The following is a 20,125-nucleotide window of genomic DNA, read 5'->3' as shown; positions in this document are numbered from 1 at the left end:
GCCTTCAGGTGAAAATGCCGGAGAGGATGAAATAAAGTACGGCCGACAGGGCGGCAGAGGCCGGGACGGTGATAACCCAGGCGCCGATAATGGTGAGGAAATGCGAGCGACGGACGAGATGCCGGCGCCGCACCTCGGCAAAGTTGGTTTCCGCCGATTCCATGAAATCCGCCTGTCCCGTTTTTTGCCGGACATATTCGAGCCGCCGCTTGGAATTGCGGATGTACCATTCGCGGAAGAAGCCGACGCCGAAGACGGCGCCGACGGCCGTGTGCGTCGAGCTGATGGGCAGGCCGAGCGCCGATGCCAGCAGCACGGTGACCGCGGTGGCCAGTGCCACACAGAAAGCGCGCATCGGATTGAGCTTGGTGATCTCCTGGCCAACGACTCGGATGAGCTTCGGGCCGTAGAGCAGCAGACCGATCGAGATGCCGAGCGCGCCGATCGCAAGTTCCCACAGGGGCGCCGGTGATTTGTCCGTCGTGATGACGCCGTCGAGCGCCGAGACGATCGCAGCCAAGGGACCGATGGCGTTGGAGACGTCGTTGGCGCCGTGAGCGAAGGAAAGCAGTGCCGCCGCTACGATCAAAGGCAGGCGGAAGAGTCGGCGCAGCGACTGGTTGCGGTTTTCGAGCCCTTCCGATTGGCTGGCGATCCAGGGCTTTGCCTGCAGATAGACCGCAAAACCGGCGACGCCGCCGGCAGCAAGACCCACGGGCATGGTGATCGCGGCCACCTGAACCAGTGCGATCACCGCGAGATAGGCCATGAAGCAGCCGGCGGTGACGCCAAGGATGACCGGCATCCATCGCCTGGCCGCGGCGATCTTGTCCTCGCGGTAGATGATGAATTCTTTGAGGAAAGCGAGGAGGGCTGCGGCGATGGCGCCGCCGAGTAGCGGCGAGACCGACCAGCTGAGCGTGATGCCGGCGAGCGACCACCATTGCACGCTCGAAAAGCCGGCCGCCGCGATGCCTGCCCCGACGATGCCGCCGATGATCGAGTGCGTGGTCGAGACCGGTGCCCCGGAATAGGTGGCGATGTTGATCCAGGCCGCCGCGGAAGCGAGTGCCGACATCATGATCCAGACGATTGCCTGTGGTCCGAGCACGTCTTCGCCATAGACGATGCCCGCCTCGATCGTCAGCGCGACCTGCCGGCCGGCAAGCAGCGCCCCGGCGATCTCGAATATCGCGGCGATGGTGAGCGCCGTCGCCATCGACATCGCCTTGGCGCCGACTGCGGCGCCAACGTTGTTGGTCACGTCGTTCGCGCCGATGTTCATGGCCATGTAGCCGGCAATGGCAGCCGCCGCGATGATGATCGGCGCGCTGGCGGAGCTCGTCACGAAGCTCGCGGCGAAGGCCATGCTCAAGAGCAGGAACAGCCCGGCGAGCGCAGGTGCCGCAAGGCTGCGCTTGACATGTTGCGACGCCTCTTCGGCAAGGCTGAGCTTGTCGAGGTCTTTGTCTATCGTTTGTTTTGCGAGGCGTATGCGCGGCTGTGCCACTACCTGGAACTCCATTGTCACGACGGCCACTAAGGCCACAGCGACACGCATTCAAGTGGATTTGATGGACATCCGTATGGCGCAGGCCGGGAACCCGCGTCTGGCGGCGTCGAATGCTCTTGGAATGCTTGAAAAGGCTAGCCGTTCACAGCCTTCGGCATCGGGCTCGACGCGCTCCCCATGCGTTCACCGAAGGCAAGGATGAGATCTTTCAGAGACGGTTCGGCAACCCGCGAGGCCGCTTCCTTGTAGTCGACCCATTCGAGCTGTCGGCGCCCTTCCTCGGGGAAGTGCTTGCAGAGATCGTCGACTTCCAACGCGTGCACCTGCACCTTGACCGAAATCTTCAGCCCGTGATCCATGCGCTTCTGGTAGAGATAGTAGCCGGCGGTCGCCTTCTGCACATGCCCCTTGACGCCGGCTTCCTCGTAGGCTTCGCGCTCGGCCACTTCATGGGCGCGCTTGCCCTGCATCGGCCATCCCTTGGGAATGACCCAGCGGCCGGTATCGCGGCTGGTGATCAGGAGGATTTCGAGGGCCTTGGTCTTCTTGCGGATCCGATAGCAGAGCGCGGCATACTGCATGCGCGCCGGTCGACGCAGCATCAATTGGACATCCGATGCGAGCCTGTTCAAGAAGTTCAAGGTCGTCTGTGCTCCTCTCGGCGAATCAGTGGCTTTAATTGCTTTGCCGACCAGTATGGCAGCGTCCTGCAGCGTGTAAATGTCGCGGGCATTCGGCAGCCGGATATGCGGTTTGCTTTGCGCAGAACTGTGGTCCGGATACGACAGGATATGGTGTTTTCGCGGCATATTTGCAAACCGACCGACAGCCATACGTTGTCGTCGGATCACGATTGGTTTCGGGGTGGAACGGTTCGAGATCGCAAGGGCGATTGATTCCGACCGGAGAGGCGGCTGCAGGGTAGAGCCGGGGGTCGGGCGCGGGCCCGATCTGTCAGTTCGCGCGGTCGCGCTGCTGCATGCGCAGTCGGGCGATGCGGTTCCATTCTCCGGTGCGTTCCGCCTCGCGGGTGGCGGCGGCGACGAAGTCGATATGGCTCTGCGAGGCGGCTTTCGCCTTCGCCGGATCCCTTGCCATGATCGCCTCGTAGATCGCTTCGTGCTGCACAAGAAGCCGGTCGCGCGCCCCCGGCGCATCGAAGACCGAATTGCGATGGAAGAATATGCCCTGCTGGAGCAGCCGGTAGCAGGCGCGCAGCGTGTGCAGGAGAATGATGTTGTGGGCGCTTTCGCCGATCGCCTGGTGCAGCTCGATATCGGCTTCGAGTTCGGCGTCAAAATCGCCGGCGGCGTGCGCTCTGCGCATGCGCTCGATGATCCGTGTCAGGATGTCCCGGTCGTAATCCGTGGCGCGGGTGGCGGCGAGTTCCGCGGTCAAGCCTTCGAGCTCGCGCCGGTATTCGAGGTAGTCCTGGGTCGCCTTGTGATGGCGCGCAATGAGATCGATCAGCGGCCTGGAGAAGATCTGCCCGACGACGTCGGCGACGAAGGTGCCACCGCCGTGGCGGCTTTCGACCAGGCCGCGCCCTTCGAGTTCCTTCAGCGCCTCGCGCAGGATCGGCCGTGACACGTCGAAGCGCTTGGAGAGTTCCCGCTCGCCAGGCAGACGGTCGCCGTCCCGCAATACGCCTTCGAGGATCAAAAGCTCGATCTGCTGCACGACCTCGTCCGCCGTGCGGCTATGGCTGATACGGGCGAAAAGGTCGATCTGGTCTTTGGTCACGTCTGGTCTCCAGATCACGAGGATTTCGGCCCGGGTTCGTCCGAAATCGCGAATGTGGTCGGTTTGCATGCGGCGAGGGCGGAAGGAGCGTCGATGCTCAGCGCCTCCTCCTGTCAGCGCCGCAATCTAGGCAGGTCGCGCAAAGTGGTCAATTTGATTGTCCACTTGGGTGCGTCCGATTGGTTGCGACTGACAAAAGTCAAACTGCGGCAATGCGTCCTTTGTTCTTTTGCTCTTTCCGTTGATAAGAAAGTTGTGATGAACGCGTGAGGGGGACAAGGCGCTTCATGGCAAAGGGTAGTTTTGCATTTCCGGTGGCGCCGATGCGCGCTTTGGCCTTGGGCGAGGTTCATTCGCGCCCCTATGCGCTGGTGACCACGCCGCGGGTGATCTTTCAGCTCGCCTTCCTGACAGATGGTGGCTCGATCGTCGATCACGCCGTGCTGTCGGAGCTTTCGCGGGCCCGCGGCATCGCGCCGCCCGGCCGTGACGCCAACCATCACGCGATGCCTTGGGGGCAGGGCACGCTGCGCTGGGAGCGTCATACCGAATTCTCCACCTATTTCTGGGACGCGCCGCCGCCGGAGAAATTCGGCGGCGATGTACCGATCCATCCGTTCGGCGACGGCTTTTCGCCGCCCGGGTCTCTGATCTCGGGCATCCGCCTGGAGATCCGGCCGGATACGCCCGAGACACGCGAGGCCATCGGCCTCTTCGATCCGACGAGCCTCTGTTACAGCGAGACCAAGAACGGCCAGGCGGTGATCGTCACCGACTTCCGCCAGAACGGTGACGGCCTGACGCAGATCCTGGTGATCGATCGCGGCATGACGGAAGCCGGTACCGGCGCTCTCGTCCAGCGCTTGCTCGATATCGAAACCTACCGGACGCTGGCGATGATGGGCCTGCCGCTTGCGCAGTCGCTGTCGCCGGAAATCCGCCGGACGGAGGACGGGTTGACGGCGGTGACCCAGCGCATGAAGGAAAACGTGCGCGAGGAGGCCGACGACATGTTGGCCGAAATCACTCGGCTCGCGGCCGATCTCGAGGCCGGTGCCGCGCTCAGCCTCTATCGCTTCGGCGCCAGCCGCGCCTATTACGGCATCGTCCAGGAGCGCATCCGCACGCTCGCCGAAACGCCGGTGCCGGGCTACGAGACCATCGGCACCTTCCTCGAACGACGTTTGGCGCCGGCCATGCGCACCTGCCAGTCGGTCGAGGAGCGCCAGGCGAACCTGTCGCGCAAGCTCGCCCGCGCCACGGCGCTGCTTCGAAGCTGGGTCGATGTCGAGCTTGAACGGCAGAACAGCGCGCTTCTGAACTCGATGGATCGGCGCGCCAGGTTGCAGTTGCGCCTGCAGCAGACCGTCGAAGGCCTGTCGGTCGCCGCCATCTCCTATTACGTGGTCGGGCTGTTCGGCTATCTCGCCAAGGCGGTCAGCCACGAGCTGCCGATCGATCCCGGTCTCCTGACCGGGCTTGCCGTGCCCTTCGCCGTTGCCGGGGTCTGGCTGATCGTGCGCCGCATTCGCCGCCACCACGAGGACAGCGAGCATAAGTAAGCAATTCCAGCAAAAGTGTGCAGCGGTTTTGCGTCCGGAATTGCGGAAAACAAAGATGCCAGGCCGGTTCGCCTACTGCTCCCAATAGGGGATCGGTCCGTAGAGTTCGGCGAGATAGTCGATGAAGAGGCGCACCTTGGCCGGGAGGAACTGGCGGCTTGGGTAGACGGCCGAAAGCGTCAGCTGCTTCGAACCTTCCCATTGCGGTAGCACCTGCACCAGCTGGCCGCTGCGCAATTCCGGGCCGATATCCCAGGTGGAGCGCAGTGCAACGCCGGCGCCGGCGATGACGGCGGCGCGCACAATCTCCGAGGAATTGGTGACGAGCGGCCCTTCCGGGTGCCAGACCAGCGCGCCCTCCGGCCCTTCGAGCTTCCAATTGTCGTTGTTATGCGCCGGCAGGCAGAGGTGGTTGGCGAGGTCGCCGATCTCTTTCGGTGCGCCGTTGCGGGCGATGTAGTCCGGCGAGGCGCAGAGCAGCCGGCGGACGGGGGCAAGCTTACGGGCGACGAGCGACGAATCCACCAGTTCGCCGATCCGGACCGCCATGTCGAAGCCTTCCGCGACGATGTCGGTGAATTCGTCCGTCAGCACGATGTGCAATTTCAGATCCGGATGGTCCTTCATGAACTTGGTCAGATGCGGCGCGATGTGCATGCGGCCGAAGGAGGTGGGCGCCGATATCCGCAGCACCCCGAGCGCATGCGACGAGCGGCCCGACGCATAGGCTTCCGCCTCCTCGATGCCGGTCAGAATGCCGAGCACCCGGTCGTAGAAGCCCTGGCCGGCTTCCGTCAGCGAAATCTGGCGCGTCGTGCGTTGAAGGAGGCGCGTGCCGAGCCGGTCTTCGAGTCTCTTGATGCGCTTGGAGATCACAGCTGGGGAAAACCCCAGCGCCCGCCCCGCTGCCGACATACTGCCGGTGGAAACGACCCGTGCAAAAATCTCAAGATCGCCTAAATTCGTCATCAATCGTTGCCATTATTTCCAAAACGGAAAAGCTCAATAGCATTTGCGAGGCCTCTGTCCTAGTGGTAAAGAAAATGAACCAATCGATATGCGGCGGGAGGAGCTGATGGCGGAGACAATCGGTTTTCTGCAGCCGAAACCAGAGGTTATCGCCCGGCGCCGCGAGATTATCGCCGACCTCTCGGACCTCCTGCCCGAGGGCTGTCTGATCAGCGACGAGCGCGGACTGAAACCGTTCGAGACCGATGCCTTCATCGCCTATCGCCGCATGCCCCTGGCGGTCGCCTTGCCGGAAACCACCGAACAGGTGGCCGCGCTCCTGAAATACTGCAGCCGCTACGGCGTTCCGGTCGTGCCGCGCGGGGCCGGTACCTCGCTTTCGGGCGGTGCCATCCCACAAGAGGATGCGGTCGTCATCGGCCTCTCGAAGATGTCGCGCATCCTCGATGTCGACCTTTTCAATCGCACCGCCACCGTTCAGGCGGGCGTTACCAACCTCAACATCTCCGAGGCGGTTTCCGCCGATGGCTTCTTTTATGCACCCGACCCGAGCTCGCAGCTCGCCTGCACGATCGGCGGCAACATCGGCATGAATTCCGGCGGTGCTCATTGCCTGAAATACGGTGTCACCACCAACAATCTGCTCGGCGTGAAGATGGTGCTGTTCGATGGCACCGTCGTCGATCTCGGCGGCAAGGCGCTGGATGCGGCGGGCTATGATCTGCTTGGCCTCGTCTGCGGCTCGGAAGGCCAGCTCGGTATCGTCACCGAGGCGACGGTGCGGTTGATCGCCAAACCGGAGGGAGCCCGCCCGGTGCTCTTCGGCTTTGCCTCGTCGGAGGCGGCCGGCGCCTGCGTCGCTGATGTCATCGGTTCCGGCATCATTCCCGTCGCGATCGAGTTCATGGACAAGCCGGCGATCGAGATCTGCGAAGCCTTCGCCCACGCCGGCTACCCGCTCGATGTCGAAGCGCTACTGATCGTCGAGGTCGAAGGCTCCGAGCCGGAGATGGATGCGATGCTCGCGAGCATCGTCGCGGTCGCGCGCCGTCACGGGGTCGCGACTATCAAGGAATGCCAGTCGGCCATGGAAGCGGCGGCGATCTGGAAAGGCCGGAAATCCGCCTTCGGCGCCACCGGCCGCATCGCCGACTATATCTGCATGGACGGCACCGTGCCGCTCAGCCAACTCTCCCATGTGCTTGCCCGCACCGGTGAGATCGTCGCGAGCTACGGCCTGCGCGTCGCCAATGTCTTCCACGCCGGCGACGGCAACATGCATCCGCTGATCCTGTACAACATCAACGACCCGGAGGATGCGGCGCGCGCCGAGGCTGCCGGGAACGATATCCTGAAGCTTTGCGTCGACGCGGGTGGCTGCCTCACCGGCGAGCATGGTGTCGGCATCGAAAAACGGGATCTCATGCTGCATCAGTACAACCAGATCGACCTCGACCAGCAGATGGCGGCGCGCGCCGCCTTCGATCCGCAATGGATCCTGAACCCGTCCAAGGTCTTCCCTCTTAAAGGGCGTCCCGCCGCATGATCGTGCATTTCGAACCGGCCAGCGAAGAGGGGATTGCGACCGTCGTTCGCGCCATGGCGGCGGACAAGGCGTCGCTCGTAGTGATCGGCGGCAACACGCGCTCCGGCCTCGGCAATCCTGTGCGCGCCGATCGGGTGCTGTCGACCCGCCGCCTTTCCGGCATCGTCAGCTACAATCCGGCCGAAATGACGATTACCGCGCTTGCGGGAACGCCACTGCGCGAGATCGGCGAGGCATTGGCCGAAAACCGGCAAATGCTCGCCTTCGAGCCGATGGATCACCGGCCGATCTTCGCCTCCTCGGGTGAGCCGACGATCGGCGGGGTCTTTGCCGCCAATGTATCCGGCCCCAGGCGCTATGTCGCCGGTGCCGCCCGCGACAGCCTGCTCGGTGTGCGTTTCGTCAACGGCGAGGGCGAGGCAATCAAGGCCGGCGGGCGTGTGATGAAGAACGTCACCGGTCTCGATCTGGTCAAGCTTTTGGCTGGCTCGCATGGCACGCTCGGCATCCTCACCGAAGTCACCTTCCGCGTCCTGCCGCTGCCGCCGGCGTCGGAGACCATCGTCGTCTCCGGGCTCAATGATGCCGAGGCGGCGGCGGTCATGGCCGAGGCAATGGCGCAGACAACTGAGGTTTCCGGCGCGGCGCATCTGCCGGAGAGCGTGCGCGGACGGTTCCTGGATGGCAACCTTCCGGATGGTGCAGCCACCGTGCTCAGGCTCGAAGGGCTGGAGGCATCCGTTGCGATCAGGGCTGAAAAGCTGACAAAGGCAGTCGGCCGCTTCGGCGCGGTGACGCGGCTTGATGCATCGCAAACAGCAAGGCTTTGGACGGAGATCCGCGACGTCAAACCCTATGCCGACGGTACCAGGAAGCCGCTCTGGCGCGCGTCCGTCGCCCCGTCGCTTGGCCATCAACTGGTAGCAGCACTGCGGCTGCAGACCGGCGTCGACGCTTTCTACGACTGGCAGGGCGGTCTCGTATGGTTGCGCATGGAGGCCGATCCGGAGGCGGAACTGGTGCGCCGTTACATCAAGGTTCTCGGTGGCGGCCACGCGACCCTCGTCAGGGCCGATGACAGCTACCGTCAGGCCGTTTCATCGTTTGAACCGCAACCCTTGCCCGTGGCACAGTTGAGCGAGCGCGTGCGCGCGAAGTTCGACCCGCACCGGATCTTCAATCCCGGCCGCATGGCCGCGATTTCCTGAGCGCATTCGCAAGGGAACAGGAGAGACAAGCATGAGCGATAAGGGTCCGCAGACACCGTTCTCCCGGGAGACCGATCGCTGGCTGGAGCCGGGCAAGATCAATGTGCAGGTGATCTATGTCCTTTATCTCGTCGGGTTTGCGGTGGGCATTACGCCGATCATCGGCGTCGTCATGGCCTATCTCAATCGTGGCAAGGGCGCGCCGTGGGTCCAGACGCACTATGTCTGGGCGATCCGGACCTTCTGGATATCGCTGCTGTTCCTGTTGATCTCGCTGTTGCTGACGGTGGTGCTTGTCGGCATCCTCGGCTTCATCGCCACCGCCGTCTGGATCGTCGTGCGCTGCGTCGTCGGCCTGCAAAGGGCCGCGCGCGAAGAGCCGATTACCAATCCCGAGGGCTGGATGGTTTAGGCCGGTATGCAACCGGAGACCGGCAAGGTCGAAGGAAGCTGAAAACAGAATGTTGCAATCGACCGCGGCGCGAAGCGCCCGGTTCCGCAGGACGAAGAGTGGAGTTCGCACTTGCAGACCAATTTTACCGCCGAGCAGCTCGCCGATCCGCACGTGGCCGAATCCGAGGCCATTCTGCGCAAGTGCGTGCATTGCGGCTTCTGCACCGCGACCTGTCCGACCTATGTTACGCTCGGCGACGAGCTCGATAGCCCGCGTGGGCGTATCTATCTCATCAAGGACATGCTGGAGAACGGCCGGGCGGCTGACAAGGAAACGGTCACCCATATCGACCGCTGTCTGTCGTGCCTCGCCTGCACCACCACCTGTCCCTCCGGCGTCGACTACATGCATCTCGTCGACCATGCCCGCGTGCATATCGAAAACACCTATCGCCGCCCGTTCAAGGACCGGCTGGCGCGTTCCGTGCTCGCAGCCGTGCTGCCCTATCCGCAGCGCTTCCGCCTGTCGCTGAAGGCAGCCGGCCTTGCCCGACCGCTCGCCGGACTGATGAAGCGCGTCGCCTTCCTGAAAACCTTTGGCGTGATGCTCGATCTGGCGCCCGCCGTCGTGGCGGAGCCCTCGGCTTCGGCCACACCCGGCGTTCATGCGCCCAAGGACAAGCGTGTCGGCCGCGTTGCGCTGCTCAGCGGCTGCGCCCAGCCCGTGCTGAAGCCGGAAATCAACGAGGCGACGATCCGGCTTCTGACACGATTTGGTGTGGAGGTGGTCGTTTCGGCTGGCGAGGGCTGCTGCGGCGCGCTGGTGCATCACATGGGCCGCGAGAACCAGGCGCTCGAAGCCGCGCGCCGCAACGTCGATGCCTGGCTCAAGGTCGCCGACGAAGGTGGACTCGACGCCATCGTCATCACCGCTTCGGGCTGCGGAACGACGATCAAGGACTACGGCCACATGCTCAGGCTCGATCCCGCCTATGCGGAAAAGGCCGCACGGGTCTCGGCGCTGGCCAAGGACATCACCGAGTATCTGGCGACCCTCGACCTGCCGGAACAGGAGGCGCGCGGCATGACGCTCGCCTACCATTCCGCCTGTTCGATGCAGCACGGCCAGAAGATCACGCTTGCGCCGAAGCAGCTTCTGAAGCGCGCCGGCTTCGTCGTGCGCGATCCGGCCGAGGGCCATCTCTGCTGCGGTTCGGCCGGTACCTACAACATCCTGCAGCCGGAAATCTCGGCCAAGCTGAAGGCGCGCAAGGTCAGGAACATCGAGGCAACGAAGCCGGATGCGATTGCGACCGGCAACATCGGCTGCATCACCCAGATCGCCAGCGGCACCAAAATCCCCATCCTGCATACGGTCGAATTGCTCGACTGGGCCTATGGCGGGGCAAAGCCTGAGGGGCTCTGAGGCAAAGCAAAAGGCCGGCCACCTTTCGGGAGCCGGCCTTTTTGGTGGGTGGAAGTTTCGGAGTCCTCAGCCGCCAAAGATCTGGCGGAAGATGTCGACGCCGCGATCGTCGAAATAGGTGTCGCCGGCCTTGCTGCCGGGGCCGATGACGATGACCTTCGTGCCGACGTCAGCGCGGTCGTAGAGATGCTCCACGTCCTCGTTCATCATGCGGATGCAGCCGGACGACATGTTCTGGCCGATGGTCCAGGGCTGGTTGGTACCGTGGATACGGAAGATCGTGTCGCGGCCGCCCTTGTAGAGATACATGGCGCGGGCGCCGAGCGGGTTGTCGATGCCGCCTTCCTGGGTGATCGGCAGGATGCGGCCCTTGGCGGCCTCGCGGCGGCGCATTTCGGCCGGCGGCGTCCAGGTCGGCCATTCGGCCTTGCGGCCAACCTTCACGACACCCGACCAGCCGAAGCCGTCCCGGCCGACGCCGATGCCGTAGCGCGTCGCGCGGTTCGGGCCGTCGATGTAGTAGAGAAACTTGTTGTTGGTATCGACGATGATCGTGCCGGGGGCTTCGTCGGTGCGGAAGCGAACCTTGGTGCGCCAGTATTGTTTTGCCGGCTTCTTCGGAGTGGCCACGAGTACAATGTCTGACGACTGGATCTTGGGGCCTGCTACGGGCGCCGGCGTGAAAGCCGAGGCGCTGGCGGCCACAAGAATAGTGCTGGTCGCAATCGCGATTGCGACCACTTTGCTGGCATGACGCTTCATTTACGATTCCCTCTAAACCCTCGTTGCAGGCAGGCTATGCAAAACGCATCGAAGTTCAAGCCCGCGATACATCCGGTAGATCAAACGTGATCACAAAACTTGCCTGTCCTTACGCTGCTGTTGCCTGAAAATCACGCATAGGCAACAGCAACACGGGTGAGGAGAGGGGAATATTCTATGCAGTGCTGCAATTAGATGACGATAACCTTCGTGCCCACTTTCACGCGCTCGTAAAGATCGACAACGTCTTCGTTGCGCATGCGGATGCAGCCGGAGGAAACGGCATAGCCGATCGTCCAGGGGGCGTTGGTGCCGTGGATGCGGTACAGCGTCGAGCCGAGATACATGGCGCGTGCGCCGAGCGGATTTTCCGGGCCGCCGTCCATGCGGGCCGGCAGGTAATGGCCCTTGGCCGCCTCGCGGGTGATCATCTCCTGCGGCGGCGTCCAGCTCGGCCATTCCGCCTTGCGGGTGACCTTGTGGGCGCCGGCCCATTCGAAGCCCGGCTTGCCGACACCGACGCCATAGCGCCGTGCCTCACCGTTGCCGGTCACCAGATAGAGGAAGCGGTTGTTGGTATCGATGACGATCGTGCCCGGCTTTTCCTTGCTCTCATAGGCGACCGTCTGCGGCAGGTACTGCGGGTCGAATTTCGATTTCACCGGCCGCTGGGCGCGCATGGCATTGGCCGGCTGGATCAGCGGATTGACGGCGCGGCGCTTGACCTGAGGTTTCGCGACCTGTCCCTGCTGATAGAACTGTTTTCGGGTGGCCCGCGGAATCTGCTGCCGGTAGATAACCTGCCGCGTGCGCGCCTGCTGTCCGCCGAGCTGCATCACCCAGGGGGCGGTGAGGTCGGGACTGACGACGACGGGCGGCCTGTTCTGATACCGGTCCTGTGCTCCGGCCGGGCCAGCCACGAGGGTCAGAAGAGAGGCGGCTATAAGAAGAGACTTTTTCAACATCGGACGGACTCGCTACCTTTCGCCGAAAATCACTGAAGGGGGCGCAGTCTGCCGGTGAGCGGAATGCTCGAACGGACGGGTTGCGCCTTGGCAATGGGGGCAATCGTGTCATTTGGAGGGCGACCGAATGGTAAACGGTGCCTCGTTAAAAGCCGATGGCGCCGATAAAGCTTTGGGTAGGGTTATCCGCTGCTTTAGGAATCTGGTTTGCAAATGGTAAAGGCAGGAAAATGAGCAGGATGGAGCAAAGAGGGCGATGACGGCCAAGGGCATTGTGATCGGTGAGGACGGATTTTTGCGTTGCGCCTGGCAGGGCAATCTCGACGATTATCGTCGCTACCATGACGAGGAATGGGGGCGCCCGGTCACCGACGACCGCCGGCTTTTCGAGAAGATCTGCCTGGAAGGTTTCCAGTCCGGCCTGTCCTGGCTAACGATCCTGCGCAAGCGCGAGGCGTTTCGCGCCGCCTTCGCCGGTTTCGATTTCGACGCGGTCGCAAAGTTCGGCGACGCGGAAATCGAGCGTTGCCTTGCCGATACAGGCATCGTGCGTCATCGCGGCAAGATCGTCTCGACGATCAACAACGCGCGCCGCGCCCAGGAACTGAGGCGAGAGTTCGGTTCGCTGGCGGCCTATTTCTGGTCCTATGAGCCGCAGGCAGCCGAGCGTCCGCAGGTGGTGACCTATGAAGCGATCGTCGCCAATCCGACGACCCCGACCTCGACCCGCATTTCCAAGGATTTGAAGAAGCGCGGCTGGACCTTCGTCGGCCCGACGACGATCTACGCCTTCATGCAGGCCATGGGCCTCGTCAACGATCACATCGAAGGCTGCCACTGCCGCACGGTCGTCGAGGAGTTGCGTGGCAAGCTTGCAAGGCCCCAGGCCCGCGTCGCCTGATGAGTGCGCCCGTCGTCTGCCTGACGACGGGTGTTTGCCGGTGGCGTTGGGACTGCGGGTTCAGCCGCCGTTCTTGGCGAGCCACGCCTTCATCGTCCTGATCTCGCCTTCCTGCGCCTTGATGACCTCTTCGGCCAGCTTGCGCAGCGTTTCGTCCTCACCGTATTCGAGCTCCACCTTCGCCATGTCGATCGCGCCCTGATGGTGGGCGATCATGCCGCGCACGAAGTCGATGTCCGCCTTGCCGGTGTAGGTGATGTCCATGTCCTTGTGCATGCGGGCATTGGCTTCGGCGAAGGCTTTGCTCGAAGGCGAATTGTCGCCCTTCGGCATCGCGGTTTCGGTCGCTCCATGGTGCATGCTGCCGTGTCCCGACTCCTCTGCCAACGCAGGAAAGCCGAGGCAGGCGGAAAGCGCGAGGGCGGCGATCAGCGGTTTCAGCGACATGGTGTTTCCTTCCTTATCTGATGTCTCGTGCCAAGAGGCCGGCCGTGGCCGGCTTCTTGGCACTCCATCAATCTAGGGAAGGGCTGGCTGCGGATTCAACCCGTCCGTTCAGGCGTCAAGCGCCGGACGCTCGCGCGGAAAGGCGAAAATGCCCTGCAGCATGTTTTCGCCGGTGGACGCGTCGAGCGACGACCGGCCGACGCAGAAAAGCTGTGCCGCCTTCAAACTTGGCAAGCGCACGAGCGCCGTGAAGCAGAATGAAGACGGCGACGCGGTTGCCTGCTCGAGGATGTTGAGCACTGTCACGCGATCCCGGCTGTCATAGGCACGCACCAGATCGACGATGCCGCAGGAGCGGTTGGAAGCGCCAAGCAGGGCGGCGGTTCGCTCGCCCAGATGAAAGACGCCGCTGGCCAGATCGCAGCGCCATGTCTCCACGAAATAGTCGCTTTCATCGAGGTGGTCCATCCAGGCCGAATGCGCCCCGAGGTGCCCGGGTTGGATGGCTCCCGAGCCAGGTGTCATGAACCTCAACATGATGCCCTTCTTCTCGCCGCGCGGACGTGATGTCTCGTTACCGGAGACCGCCACTGCCGCAAGGCGCTTCGATGCGTTGTTTGCCATTGAAGTGTTTTCCCGATGCAGTCATTGCATCGAAAACTCGTTTGTAGGTACTCGGCCCATGGCCGCGAAGATAGACGATCATCGGTGCAGCCGGAACGTCGTCGATCTGTCAGGCGATAAACTTTTAGTGATTGCATATCGTCTAATGCGCCTTGTGGTTGAGGTCAAGTCCTCCCCGACGCGTCGCGATGGTGCGTGTCAATCCCGATGACGCGAAGCTCACCCGTGCTAGGCTTTGACGCAAAGCGCCGGCGCATGGCCCGGGCAAACGCTTTGCGCGGTGCAAACCCTTGCCGCCCCCCACTTGATCCGATAGGGAAAGCAGCCAACAAGAGACAGTCCGGAATGCTCCCATGACCGAGAAACAGAAGAAACCGCAGAAGCTCAAGGCGCGTCTTCCGCGCGGCTTCGTCGATCGCTCCGCTGCCGATATCCGCGCGACGGACGAAATGATCGGCAAGATCCGGGCGGTCTACGAGCATTATGGTTTCGACCCGGTCGAAACACCGCTGTTCGAATACACCGATGCGCTCGGTAAGTTCCTGCCCGACAGCGACCGGCCGAACGAAGGCGTCTTCTCGCTGACCGATGACGACGATCAGTGGATGTCGCTGCGCTACGACCTGACGGCGCCGCTCGCCCGTCACGTCGCCGAGAACTTCAACGAGATCCAGCTGCCGTTCCGCACCTATCGCGCCGGCTACGTCTTCCGCAACGAGAAGCCTGGCCCGGGCCGCTTCCGCCAGTTCATGCAGTTCGATGCCGACACCGTCGGTGCCGCCGGCGTCCAGGCGGACGCCGAAATGTGCATGATGATGGCCGACACCATGGAAGCCCTTGGCATTGCGCGCGGCGACTACGTGATCCGCGTCAACAACCGAAAGGTGCTCGACGGCGTCATGGAGGCGATCGGTCTTGGCGGCGACGACAAGGTCAATGCCCGCCTGACGGTGCTGCGCGCCATCGACAAGCTCGACAAGTTCGGCCCCGAAGGCGTCAGGCTCCTGCTCGGCGAAGGCCGCAAGGACGAAAGCGGCGACTTCACCAAGGGTGCGGGCCTCAATGGCGAGCAGATCGACAAGGTCCTGTTCTTCGTCGGCATCCAGAATTATGCCGAAAGTGCCGACGAACTGGCAGTGCTCGTTTCAGGCACCGCCAAGGGCGGCGAAGGTGTCGAGGAACTCAACACCATCCGCAGCCTGGTCCTGAGCGCCGGCTACGAGGCTGACCGCATCAAGATCGACCCCTCGGTCGTGCGTGGTCTCGAATATTATACCGGCCCCGTCTTCGAGGCCGAGCTGCAGTTTGCCGTCACCAACGAGAAGGGCGAAAAGGTCGTCTTCGGTTCGGTCGGCGGTGGTGGTCGCTACGACGGTCTCGTGTCGCGTTTCATGGGTCAGCCGGTCCCGGCGACCGGTTTCTCGATCGGCGTTTCCCGCCTTATGACGGCGCTGAAGAACCTCGGCAAGCTCGGTGCATCTGACGTGCTCGCGCCTGTTGTCGTCTGCGTCATGGACCGCGACATCGAGGCGATGGGCCATTACCAGCGTTTCGTGCAGCAGCTCCGCCATGCCGGCATCCGCGCCGAAATGTACCAGGGCAACAAGAAGAACTTTGGCGATCAGCTGAAATATGCCGACCGCCGTGGCTCGCCGCTCGCCATCATCCAGGGTGGCGACGAGCGCGCCGCCGGTGTCGTGCAGATCAAGGATCTGATCGAGGGCAAGCGCCTGTCGGGTGAGATCGAGGACAATGCGGCCTGGCGCGAGGCGCGCGTGGCCCAGGTTTCCGTGCCGACGGCCGAACTGGTCGAAAAGGTACGCGAGATGCTGGCGGCACAGGCCGAGGATCGGGCAAGGGGCTGACGACCATGGCCCTCATCAATCTGCCCGCCTTTGCCGATGCGCTGCTTGCCGACTTCGAAAGCCTCGGCGCGCTGCGTGTCGACACTCCGGTGATCCAGCCGGCCGAGCCTTTCCTCGCCATGGCTGGTGAGGATCTGCGCCGCCGCATCTTCATGACCGAGAGCGAGACCGGCGAGAGCCTGTGCCTGCGGCCGGAATTCACCATTCCCGTCTGTCTCCGCCATATCGAGGCGGTGACCGGAACGCCGAAGCGCTATGCCTATCTCGGCGAGGTCTTCCGCCAGCGCCGCGAAGGCGGCAACGAATTCTACCAGGCCGGCATCGAGGATCTTGGCGACACCGATACGGCGGCAGCCGATGCGCGCGCCGTCTCTGACGCGATGCGCATCGTCGCCAACCGGGTGCCGGGCCGGTCTCTCAGCGTGACGCTTGGCGACCAGGCCGTGTTTGAAGCCGTCGTCGGTGCCTGTGGCCTGCCGGCTGGCTGGCAGAAGCGGCTGATCCACGCCTTCGGCGACCAGAAGCACTTGCAGAAGCTTCTGACCGAGCTCGCCCATCCGCGCACGGTCGGCGTCTTCGGTCCTGAAGTCGTGCGGCTGTCGATGGACGGCCTGCTCGAAGACGAGGACCGTCTCGTCGCGCATGTCGCCGCAACGATGGAAGCGACCGGCTATTCGACCAACGCTAGCCGTTCGCCGCAGGATATTGCGCGCCGGCTGAAGGAGAAGATGGAACTGGCGAACACGCGGCTCGACCGCAGAACGCTGGATCAGGTCGCCGCGTTCCTGGCGCTCGACGTGCCGCTTGCCGATGCGCCGGCCGCACTCTTCGCTTTCGCGCAGAAATCCGGCCTCAAAATCGATGATGCGCTCGCCCGTTTCGATGCCCGCGTTGCCGCCCTTGGCAAGACCGGTTCCGACATCGGCGCCATTCGTTATCGAGCGGCCTTTGGTCGTCCTCTCGACTATTATACCGGCCTGGTTTTCGAGGTTGAGCTTGCCGGAACGCATGCCGTCCTTGCCGGCGGCGGCCGCTTCGATCGGCTGCTGACTCTGCTCGGCGCCCGCGAGCATATCCCGGCCGTCGGCTTCTCGCTCTGGCTCGACCGCATCGAAAAGGCGATTGCCTCTGAAGGAGGCGCCCAATGACCATCACTATCGCCTTGCCGTCCAAGGGGCGGATGAAGGATGACGCTTCGGCGATCTTCGAACGCGCCGGCCTGAAGATCGTTGCCGTCGGCAACGACCGCTCCTATCGCGGCCGCGTCGAAGGTGCTGATGATGTGGAGATTGCGTTCCTTTCGGCGTCGGAAATCTCGCGAGAGCTCGGCAACGGCTCAATCGATTTCGGCGTAACCGGCGAAGACCTGGTGCGCGAGGGGCTTGCCAACGCCGATGCGCGCGTCGAGTTCTGCGCCCGTCTCGGCTTCGGTCATGCCGACGTCGTCGTCGCGGTGCCTGAGGTCTGGTACGACGTCGACACCATGGCCGACCTTGGCGACGTTGCCGCCGATTTCCGTGCCCGCCATGGTCGCCGTCTGGCGATCGCCACCAAGTACTGGCGGCTGACGCAGAACCATTTCTCGGGCAGCCACGGCATCCAGCTTTACCGCATCGTCGAAAGCCTCGGGGCGACCGAAGGCGCGCCGGCCTCTGGTTCCGCCGACATCATCGTCGACATCACCTCGACCGGTTCGACGTTGAAGGCAAACCACCTGAAGATACTCACCGATGGCGTGATCCTGCGTTCCGAAGCTTGCCTGGTTCGGGCGCGCAAGGCGGCTCACGACGGCGATCCGGTCGTGGCACGGATTATCGCGGCCGTTCGTAGCGTCCTTTGACGCTGCGAACGGAGCAGGCGCGGTCTTGACGATCCCGCCGGTTACAAAAATAAAGTAGGGCCCTCAAAAGGCGCGCCCTCCGCTCCTATGTAAGTGTGCGTGCGGCGTCTCTGCCGCTTCCCGCTGTTCCGTTCCAGGAGACCTTCATGGCCGATCTGTCCGCCTTTCCGATCACCAAGCGCTGGCCGGCGAAAAACCCTGATATCATCCAGCTCTATTCGCTGCCGACGCCGAACGGCGTGAAGGTTTCGATCGCGCTCGAAGAGCTGGGCCTGCCCTACGAACCGCACCGCATCGCCTTCGATACCAATGACCAGAAGTCGCCGGAGTTCGTCTCGCTCAACCCCAACGGCCGCATCCCGGCGATCATCGATCCCAACGGCCCGGATGGAAAGCCAATCGGGCTGTTCGAGTCCGGCGCGATCCTCATCTATCTCGCTGAAAAGACCGGCAAGCTGCTGCCTGCCGACGCGGCCGGCCGCTACGAAACGATCGCCTGGGTTATGTTCCAGATGGGCGGCGTCGGTCCGATGTTCGGCCAGTTCGGTCACTTCTTCAAGTTCGCCGCCGACAAGGTCGCCAACAATTCCTACCCCGTCGAGCGCTACCGTGACGAAGCCAAGCGGCTGCTCGGCGTGCTTGAAACCCGCCTTGAAGGGCGGCAATGGCTGATGGGCGACGATTACACGATCGCCGACATCGCCACCTATCCCTGGGTCGAAGGCGCGCGCAGATTCTATGGCGGTGCCGAGGTCCTGGATTACAAGAGCTTCCCCAAGGTGATGGCTTGGGTCGAGCGCGGCCTGTCGCGCCCGGCGGCTCAAAAGGGCATGGACGTGCCGCGCAAGGAATAGCAAACGGCGTGGCCTGTGCCAGAGTTGACGAAGCTCGGGCGGAAGGCTAGGCCTTGTTGTACAGATGAATAAAGGCAGGTGGGAAGCGTGTCCGGAAGGCTTGTTGTTGTCGGTGGCGGTCAGGCCGCCTTTGCTCTGGTTGCGAAGCTCCGTGCGCTCAAGGACGAGCGGCCGATCACCATCGTCGCCTCCGAAGCAAGCCTGCCCTATCAGCGCCCGCCGCTCTCCAAAAAGTATCTCCTGCGCGAGATGAGCCTCGACCGCCTGCTCTACCGGCCGGAAGCCTGGTACGGCGAGCACGCTGTCGACGTGCGCCTCGAAACGACCGTGATCGGGCTCGACCGGGCCGGCAAACACGTGATGCTCAGCGATGGCACATCGCTCGACTATGAAGTGCTGGCCTTTGCAACCGGCGCCACGCCGCGCCGGCTGCCGGCCTCGGTCGGCGGCGATCTCGAGGGTGTCTTCGTCGTTCGCGACTTCAGGGATGCCGACCGCCTTGCCGAGGAGATGAAGCCCGGCCGTCGCGCGCTCGTCATCGGTGGTGGTTACATCGGTCTTGAAGCGGCAGCCGTCGCGCGCACCTGCGGCCTGGACGTCACGGTCATCGAAATGGCCGACCGCATCCTGCAGCGTGTTGCCTCCTCGGCGACGTCGGGCCTTGTACGGGAAATTCACCGTGGCCGCGGCGTCGATATCCGCGAAGGCACTGGCCTCAATCGTCTCGTCGGAGACGACGGCCGTGTCACGGCGGCAGAGCTTTCCGACGGCTCGACCCTGCCGGTCGATGTCGTCATCGTCGGCATTGGCGTGACCGCCAATGATCGCCTGGCCCACGACGCCGGGCTCGAAACCGCAAACGGCATCGTCGTCGACGCGCATGGCCGCACCTCCGATCCGGCGATCTTCGCGATGGGTGATTGCGCCGTTCTTCCCTTCGAGGATCTGCGCATCCGGCTGGAGTCGGTGCAGAATGCCGTCGATCAGGCCGAAGCGGTCGCGGCGATCCTTGCCGGCAGTGATGCCCCTTACGATCCCAAGCCCTGGTTCTGGTCGGACCAGTACGACGTCAAGCTGCAGATCGCCGGCTTCGGGCTCGGCCACGACGAAACCATCGTCAGGCCCGGCCAGCGTGAAGGCAGCGTGTCGGTCTGGTATTTCCGGCAGGGGCGCCTGGTGGCCGTCGATGCGATCAACGACGCCAAGGCCTATGTGACCGGCAAGAAGCTGCTGGAGAGCGGCATCAATCCTGACCGAGCCGTCATCGCCGATCCCCAATCCGACCTCAAGGCGCTGCTGTCGCAAGCATAGGCGACGAACCACGCCAGGCGGCGCTTTTTGGCAGGCTGCAACTTGAAGGCGGCGTGGTTTCAAAATTCGTTAACGACGAAACTATTGTCTTGCTGGGCAATTGCCCGGCAGAGCCTCGATTTATCACTTCCTTAAATCACCTGACGCCAACACAGGCAGCTTAAGTGGAGGCGAGAGGTCTCGTTTCCCGACAGAA

At 63.3% G+C, this 20,125-nt stretch carries 19 protein-coding genes; 11 read left to right on the top strand and 8 right to left on the bottom strand.

Annotation, left to right across the window (positions count from 1 at the left end; translation table 11 throughout):
* Positions 1-4: 4 nt before the first annotated feature.
* The 3 genes from BLU15_RS07730 to BLU15_RS07720 form a co-directional block, all read right to left on the bottom strand.
* The gene (locus BLU15_RS07730; protein ID WP_060584345.1) at positions 5-1,510 is read right to left on the bottom strand and encodes an inorganic phosphate transporter; all 1,506 of its coding nucleotides are present in this window, start codon (positions 1,508-1,510) and stop codon (positions 5-7) included.
* Between the two features lie 137 nt (positions 1,511-1,647).
* Positions 1,648-2,154, bottom strand: coding sequence for an NUDIX hydrolase (locus tag BLU15_RS07725; protein WP_060516578.1), 507 nt, complete (start codon positions 2,152-2,154; stop codon positions 1,648-1,650).
* Between the two features lie 313 nt (positions 2,155-2,467).
* Positions 2,468-3,256 (bottom strand): FadR/GntR family transcriptional regulator, encoded by a 789-nt coding sequence (locus BLU15_RS07720; protein ID WP_244546716.1) that lies wholly within the window; start codon positions 3,254-3,256, stop codon positions 2,468-2,470.
* 287 nt (positions 3,257-3,543) lie between these two features.
* On the opposite strand from BLU15_RS07720, the gene BLU15_RS07715 reads away from it, so the two are divergent.
* Positions 3,544-4,818 carry a DUF3422 family protein gene (locus BLU15_RS07715; RefSeq protein WP_034800929.1) on the top strand — a complete coding sequence of 425 codons (1,275 nt, stop codon included), beginning with the start codon at positions 3,544-3,546 and terminating at the stop codon, positions 4,816-4,818.
* 72 nt (positions 4,819-4,890) lie between these two features.
* Here BLU15_RS07715 and BLU15_RS07710 read toward each other — a convergent pair whose 3' ends face one another.
* Positions 4,891-5,787, bottom strand: coding sequence for a LysR family transcriptional regulator (locus BLU15_RS07710; RefSeq protein WP_034800931.1), 897 nt, complete (start codon positions 5,785-5,787; stop codon positions 4,891-4,893).
* 106 nt (positions 5,788-5,893) lie between these two features.
* Between BLU15_RS07710 and BLU15_RS07705 the strand changes: the two genes are divergently transcribed.
* The 4 genes from BLU15_RS07705 to glcF all read left to right on the top strand — a co-directional run bounded on the left by BLU15_RS07705 (position 5,894) and on the right by glcF (position 10,360).
* On the top strand, positions 5,894-7,333 hold the full coding sequence (locus BLU15_RS07705) for an FAD-linked oxidase C-terminal domain-containing protein (protein ID WP_060584051.1): 1,440 nt from the start codon (positions 5,894-5,896) through the stop codon (positions 7,331-7,333).
* Positions 7,330-8,541, top strand: coding sequence for a glycolate oxidase subunit GlcE (gene glcE / locus BLU15_RS07700; protein WP_089044717.1), 1,212 nt, complete (start codon positions 7,330-7,332; stop codon positions 8,539-8,541). Before BLU15_RS07705 ends, glcE begins: the two co-directional genes overlap by 4 nt.
* A gap of 31 nt (positions 8,542-8,572) precedes the next feature.
* Complete coding sequence (locus tag BLU15_RS07695) at positions 8,573-8,953, top strand: DUF4870 family protein (RefSeq protein WP_034800937.1); 381 nt, start codon at positions 8,573-8,575, stop codon at positions 8,951-8,953.
* Positions 8,954-9,064: 111 nt separating this feature from the next.
* A complete protein-coding gene (gene glcF / locus BLU15_RS07690; protein WP_090294893.1) occupies positions 9,065-10,360 on the top strand; it encodes a glycolate oxidase subunit GlcF in 1,296 nt (431 codons plus the stop codon).
* 66 nt (positions 10,361-10,426) lie between these two features.
* Here the strand turns inward: glcF and BLU15_RS07685 are convergent, their stop codons facing one another.
* Together BLU15_RS07685 and BLU15_RS07680 are read right to left on the bottom strand one after the other, a co-directional pair.
* Positions 10,427-11,122, bottom strand: coding sequence for a L,D-transpeptidase (locus tag BLU15_RS07685; RefSeq protein WP_034800943.1), 696 nt, complete (start codon positions 11,120-11,122; stop codon positions 10,427-10,429).
* 191 nt (positions 11,123-11,313) lie between these two features.
* Positions 11,314-12,087, bottom strand: a complete 774-nt coding sequence (locus BLU15_RS07680) for a L,D-transpeptidase (RefSeq protein ID WP_090294891.1) — start codon at positions 12,085-12,087, stop codon at positions 11,314-11,316.
* Positions 12,088-12,343: 256 nt separating this feature from the next.
* Between BLU15_RS07680 and BLU15_RS07675 the strand changes: the two genes are divergently transcribed.
* Complete coding sequence (locus tag BLU15_RS07675) at positions 12,344-12,988, top strand: DNA-3-methyladenine glycosylase I (protein ID WP_090294889.1); 645 nt, start codon at positions 12,344-12,346, stop codon at positions 12,986-12,988.
* Between the two features lie 60 nt (positions 12,989-13,048).
* Here BLU15_RS07675 and BLU15_RS07670 read toward each other — a convergent pair whose 3' ends face one another.
* Positions 13,049-13,435, bottom strand: a complete 387-nt coding sequence (locus BLU15_RS07670) for a CopM family metallochaperone (RefSeq protein ID WP_090294887.1) — start codon at positions 13,433-13,435, stop codon at positions 13,049-13,051.
* 108 nt (positions 13,436-13,543) lie between these two features.
* A complete protein-coding gene (locus tag BLU15_RS07665; RefSeq protein ID WP_034801425.1) occupies positions 13,544-13,972 on the bottom strand; it encodes a hypothetical protein in 429 nt (142 codons plus the stop codon).
* Positions 13,973-14,412: 440 nt separating this feature from the next.
* Here BLU15_RS07665 and hisS point away from each other — a divergent pair, with 440 nt between their 5' ends.
* The 5 genes from hisS to BLU15_RS07640 all read left to right on the top strand — a co-directional run bounded on the left by hisS (position 14,413) and on the right by BLU15_RS07640 (position 19,929).
* Positions 14,413-15,924, top strand: coding sequence for a histidine--tRNA ligase (gene hisS / locus BLU15_RS07660; protein WP_034800953.1), 1,512 nt, complete (start codon positions 14,413-14,415; stop codon positions 15,922-15,924).
* 5 nt (positions 15,925-15,929) lie between these two features.
* On the top strand, positions 15,930-17,072 hold the full coding sequence (locus tag BLU15_RS07655; RefSeq protein ID WP_060602074.1) for an ATP phosphoribosyltransferase regulatory subunit: 1,143 nt from the start codon (positions 15,930-15,932) through the stop codon (positions 17,070-17,072).
* Complete coding sequence (hisG, locus tag BLU15_RS07650; protein WP_043618363.1) at positions 17,069-17,764, top strand: ATP phosphoribosyltransferase; 696 nt, start codon at positions 17,069-17,071, stop codon at positions 17,762-17,764. Before BLU15_RS07655 ends, hisG begins: the two co-directional genes overlap by 4 nt.
* A 146-nt stretch (positions 17,765-17,910) precedes the next feature.
* Complete coding sequence (locus BLU15_RS07645; protein WP_060584061.1) at positions 17,911-18,618, top strand: glutathione binding-like protein; 708 nt, start codon at positions 17,911-17,913, stop codon at positions 18,616-18,618.
* A gap of 87 nt (positions 18,619-18,705) precedes the next feature.
* Complete coding sequence (locus tag BLU15_RS07640; protein WP_090295118.1) at positions 18,706-19,929, top strand: NAD(P)/FAD-dependent oxidoreductase; 1,224 nt, start codon at positions 18,706-18,708, stop codon at positions 19,927-19,929.
* Positions 19,930-20,125 lie beyond the last annotated feature (196 nt).

It is taken from the genome of Ensifer sp. YR511 (genome assembly GCF_900103045.1).
GTDB classification, from domain to species: Bacteria; Pseudomonadota; Alphaproteobacteria; order Rhizobiales; family Rhizobiaceae; genus Ensifer; species Ensifer adhaerens.
Note: the sequence above shows the minus strand (reverse complement) of the source record. Positions and strands in the feature narration are given on the sequence as shown.

Coding starts and splice junctions, on each gene's coding strand:
- BLU15_RS07695 (WP_034800937.1), top strand. CDS start 8,573: ATGAGCGATAAGGGTCCGCAGACACCGTTCTCCCGGGAGACCGATCGC.
- BLU15_RS07665 (WP_034801425.1), bottom strand. CDS start 13,972: ATGTTGAGGTTCATGACACCTGGCTCGGGAGCCATCCAACCCGGGCAC.
- BLU15_RS07715 (WP_034800929.1), top strand. CDS start 3,544: ATGGCAAAGGGTAGTTTTGCATTTCCGGTGGCGCCGATGCGCGCTTTG.
- BLU15_RS07670 (WP_090294887.1), bottom strand. CDS start 13,435: ATGTCGCTGAAACCGCTGATCGCCGCCCTCGCGCTTTCCGCCTGCCTC.
- BLU15_RS07675 (WP_090294889.1), top strand. CDS start 12,344: ATGACGGCCAAGGGCATTGTGATCGGTGAGGACGGATTTTTGCGTTGC.
- glcE (WP_089044717.1), top strand. CDS start 7,330: ATGATCGTGCATTTCGAACCGGCCAGCGAAGAGGGGATTGCGACCGTC.
- hisS (WP_034800953.1), top strand. CDS start 14,413: ATGACCGAGAAACAGAAGAAACCGCAGAAGCTCAAGGCGCGTCTTCCG.
- BLU15_RS07680 (WP_090294891.1), bottom strand. CDS start 12,087: ATGTTGAAAAAGTCTCTTCTTATAGCCGCCTCTCTTCTGACCCTCGTG.
- BLU15_RS07685 (WP_034800943.1), bottom strand. CDS start 11,122: ATGAAGCGTCATGCCAGCAAAGTGGTCGCAATCGCGATTGCGACCAGC.
- BLU15_RS07710 (WP_034800931.1), bottom strand. CDS start 5,787: ATGACGAATTTAGGCGATCTTGAGATTTTTGCACGGGTCGTTTCCACC.
- BLU15_RS07655 (WP_060602074.1), top strand. CDS start 15,930: ATGGCCCTCATCAATCTGCCCGCCTTTGCCGATGCGCTGCTTGCCGAC.
- BLU15_RS07645 (WP_060584061.1), top strand. CDS start 17,911: ATGGCCGATCTGTCCGCCTTTCCGATCACCAAGCGCTGGCCGGCGAAA.
- BLU15_RS07705 (WP_060584051.1), top strand. CDS start 5,894: ATGGCGGAGACAATCGGTTTTCTGCAGCCGAAACCAGAGGTTATCGCC.
- hisG (WP_043618363.1), top strand. CDS start 17,069: ATGACCATCACTATCGCCTTGCCGTCCAAGGGGCGGATGAAGGATGAC.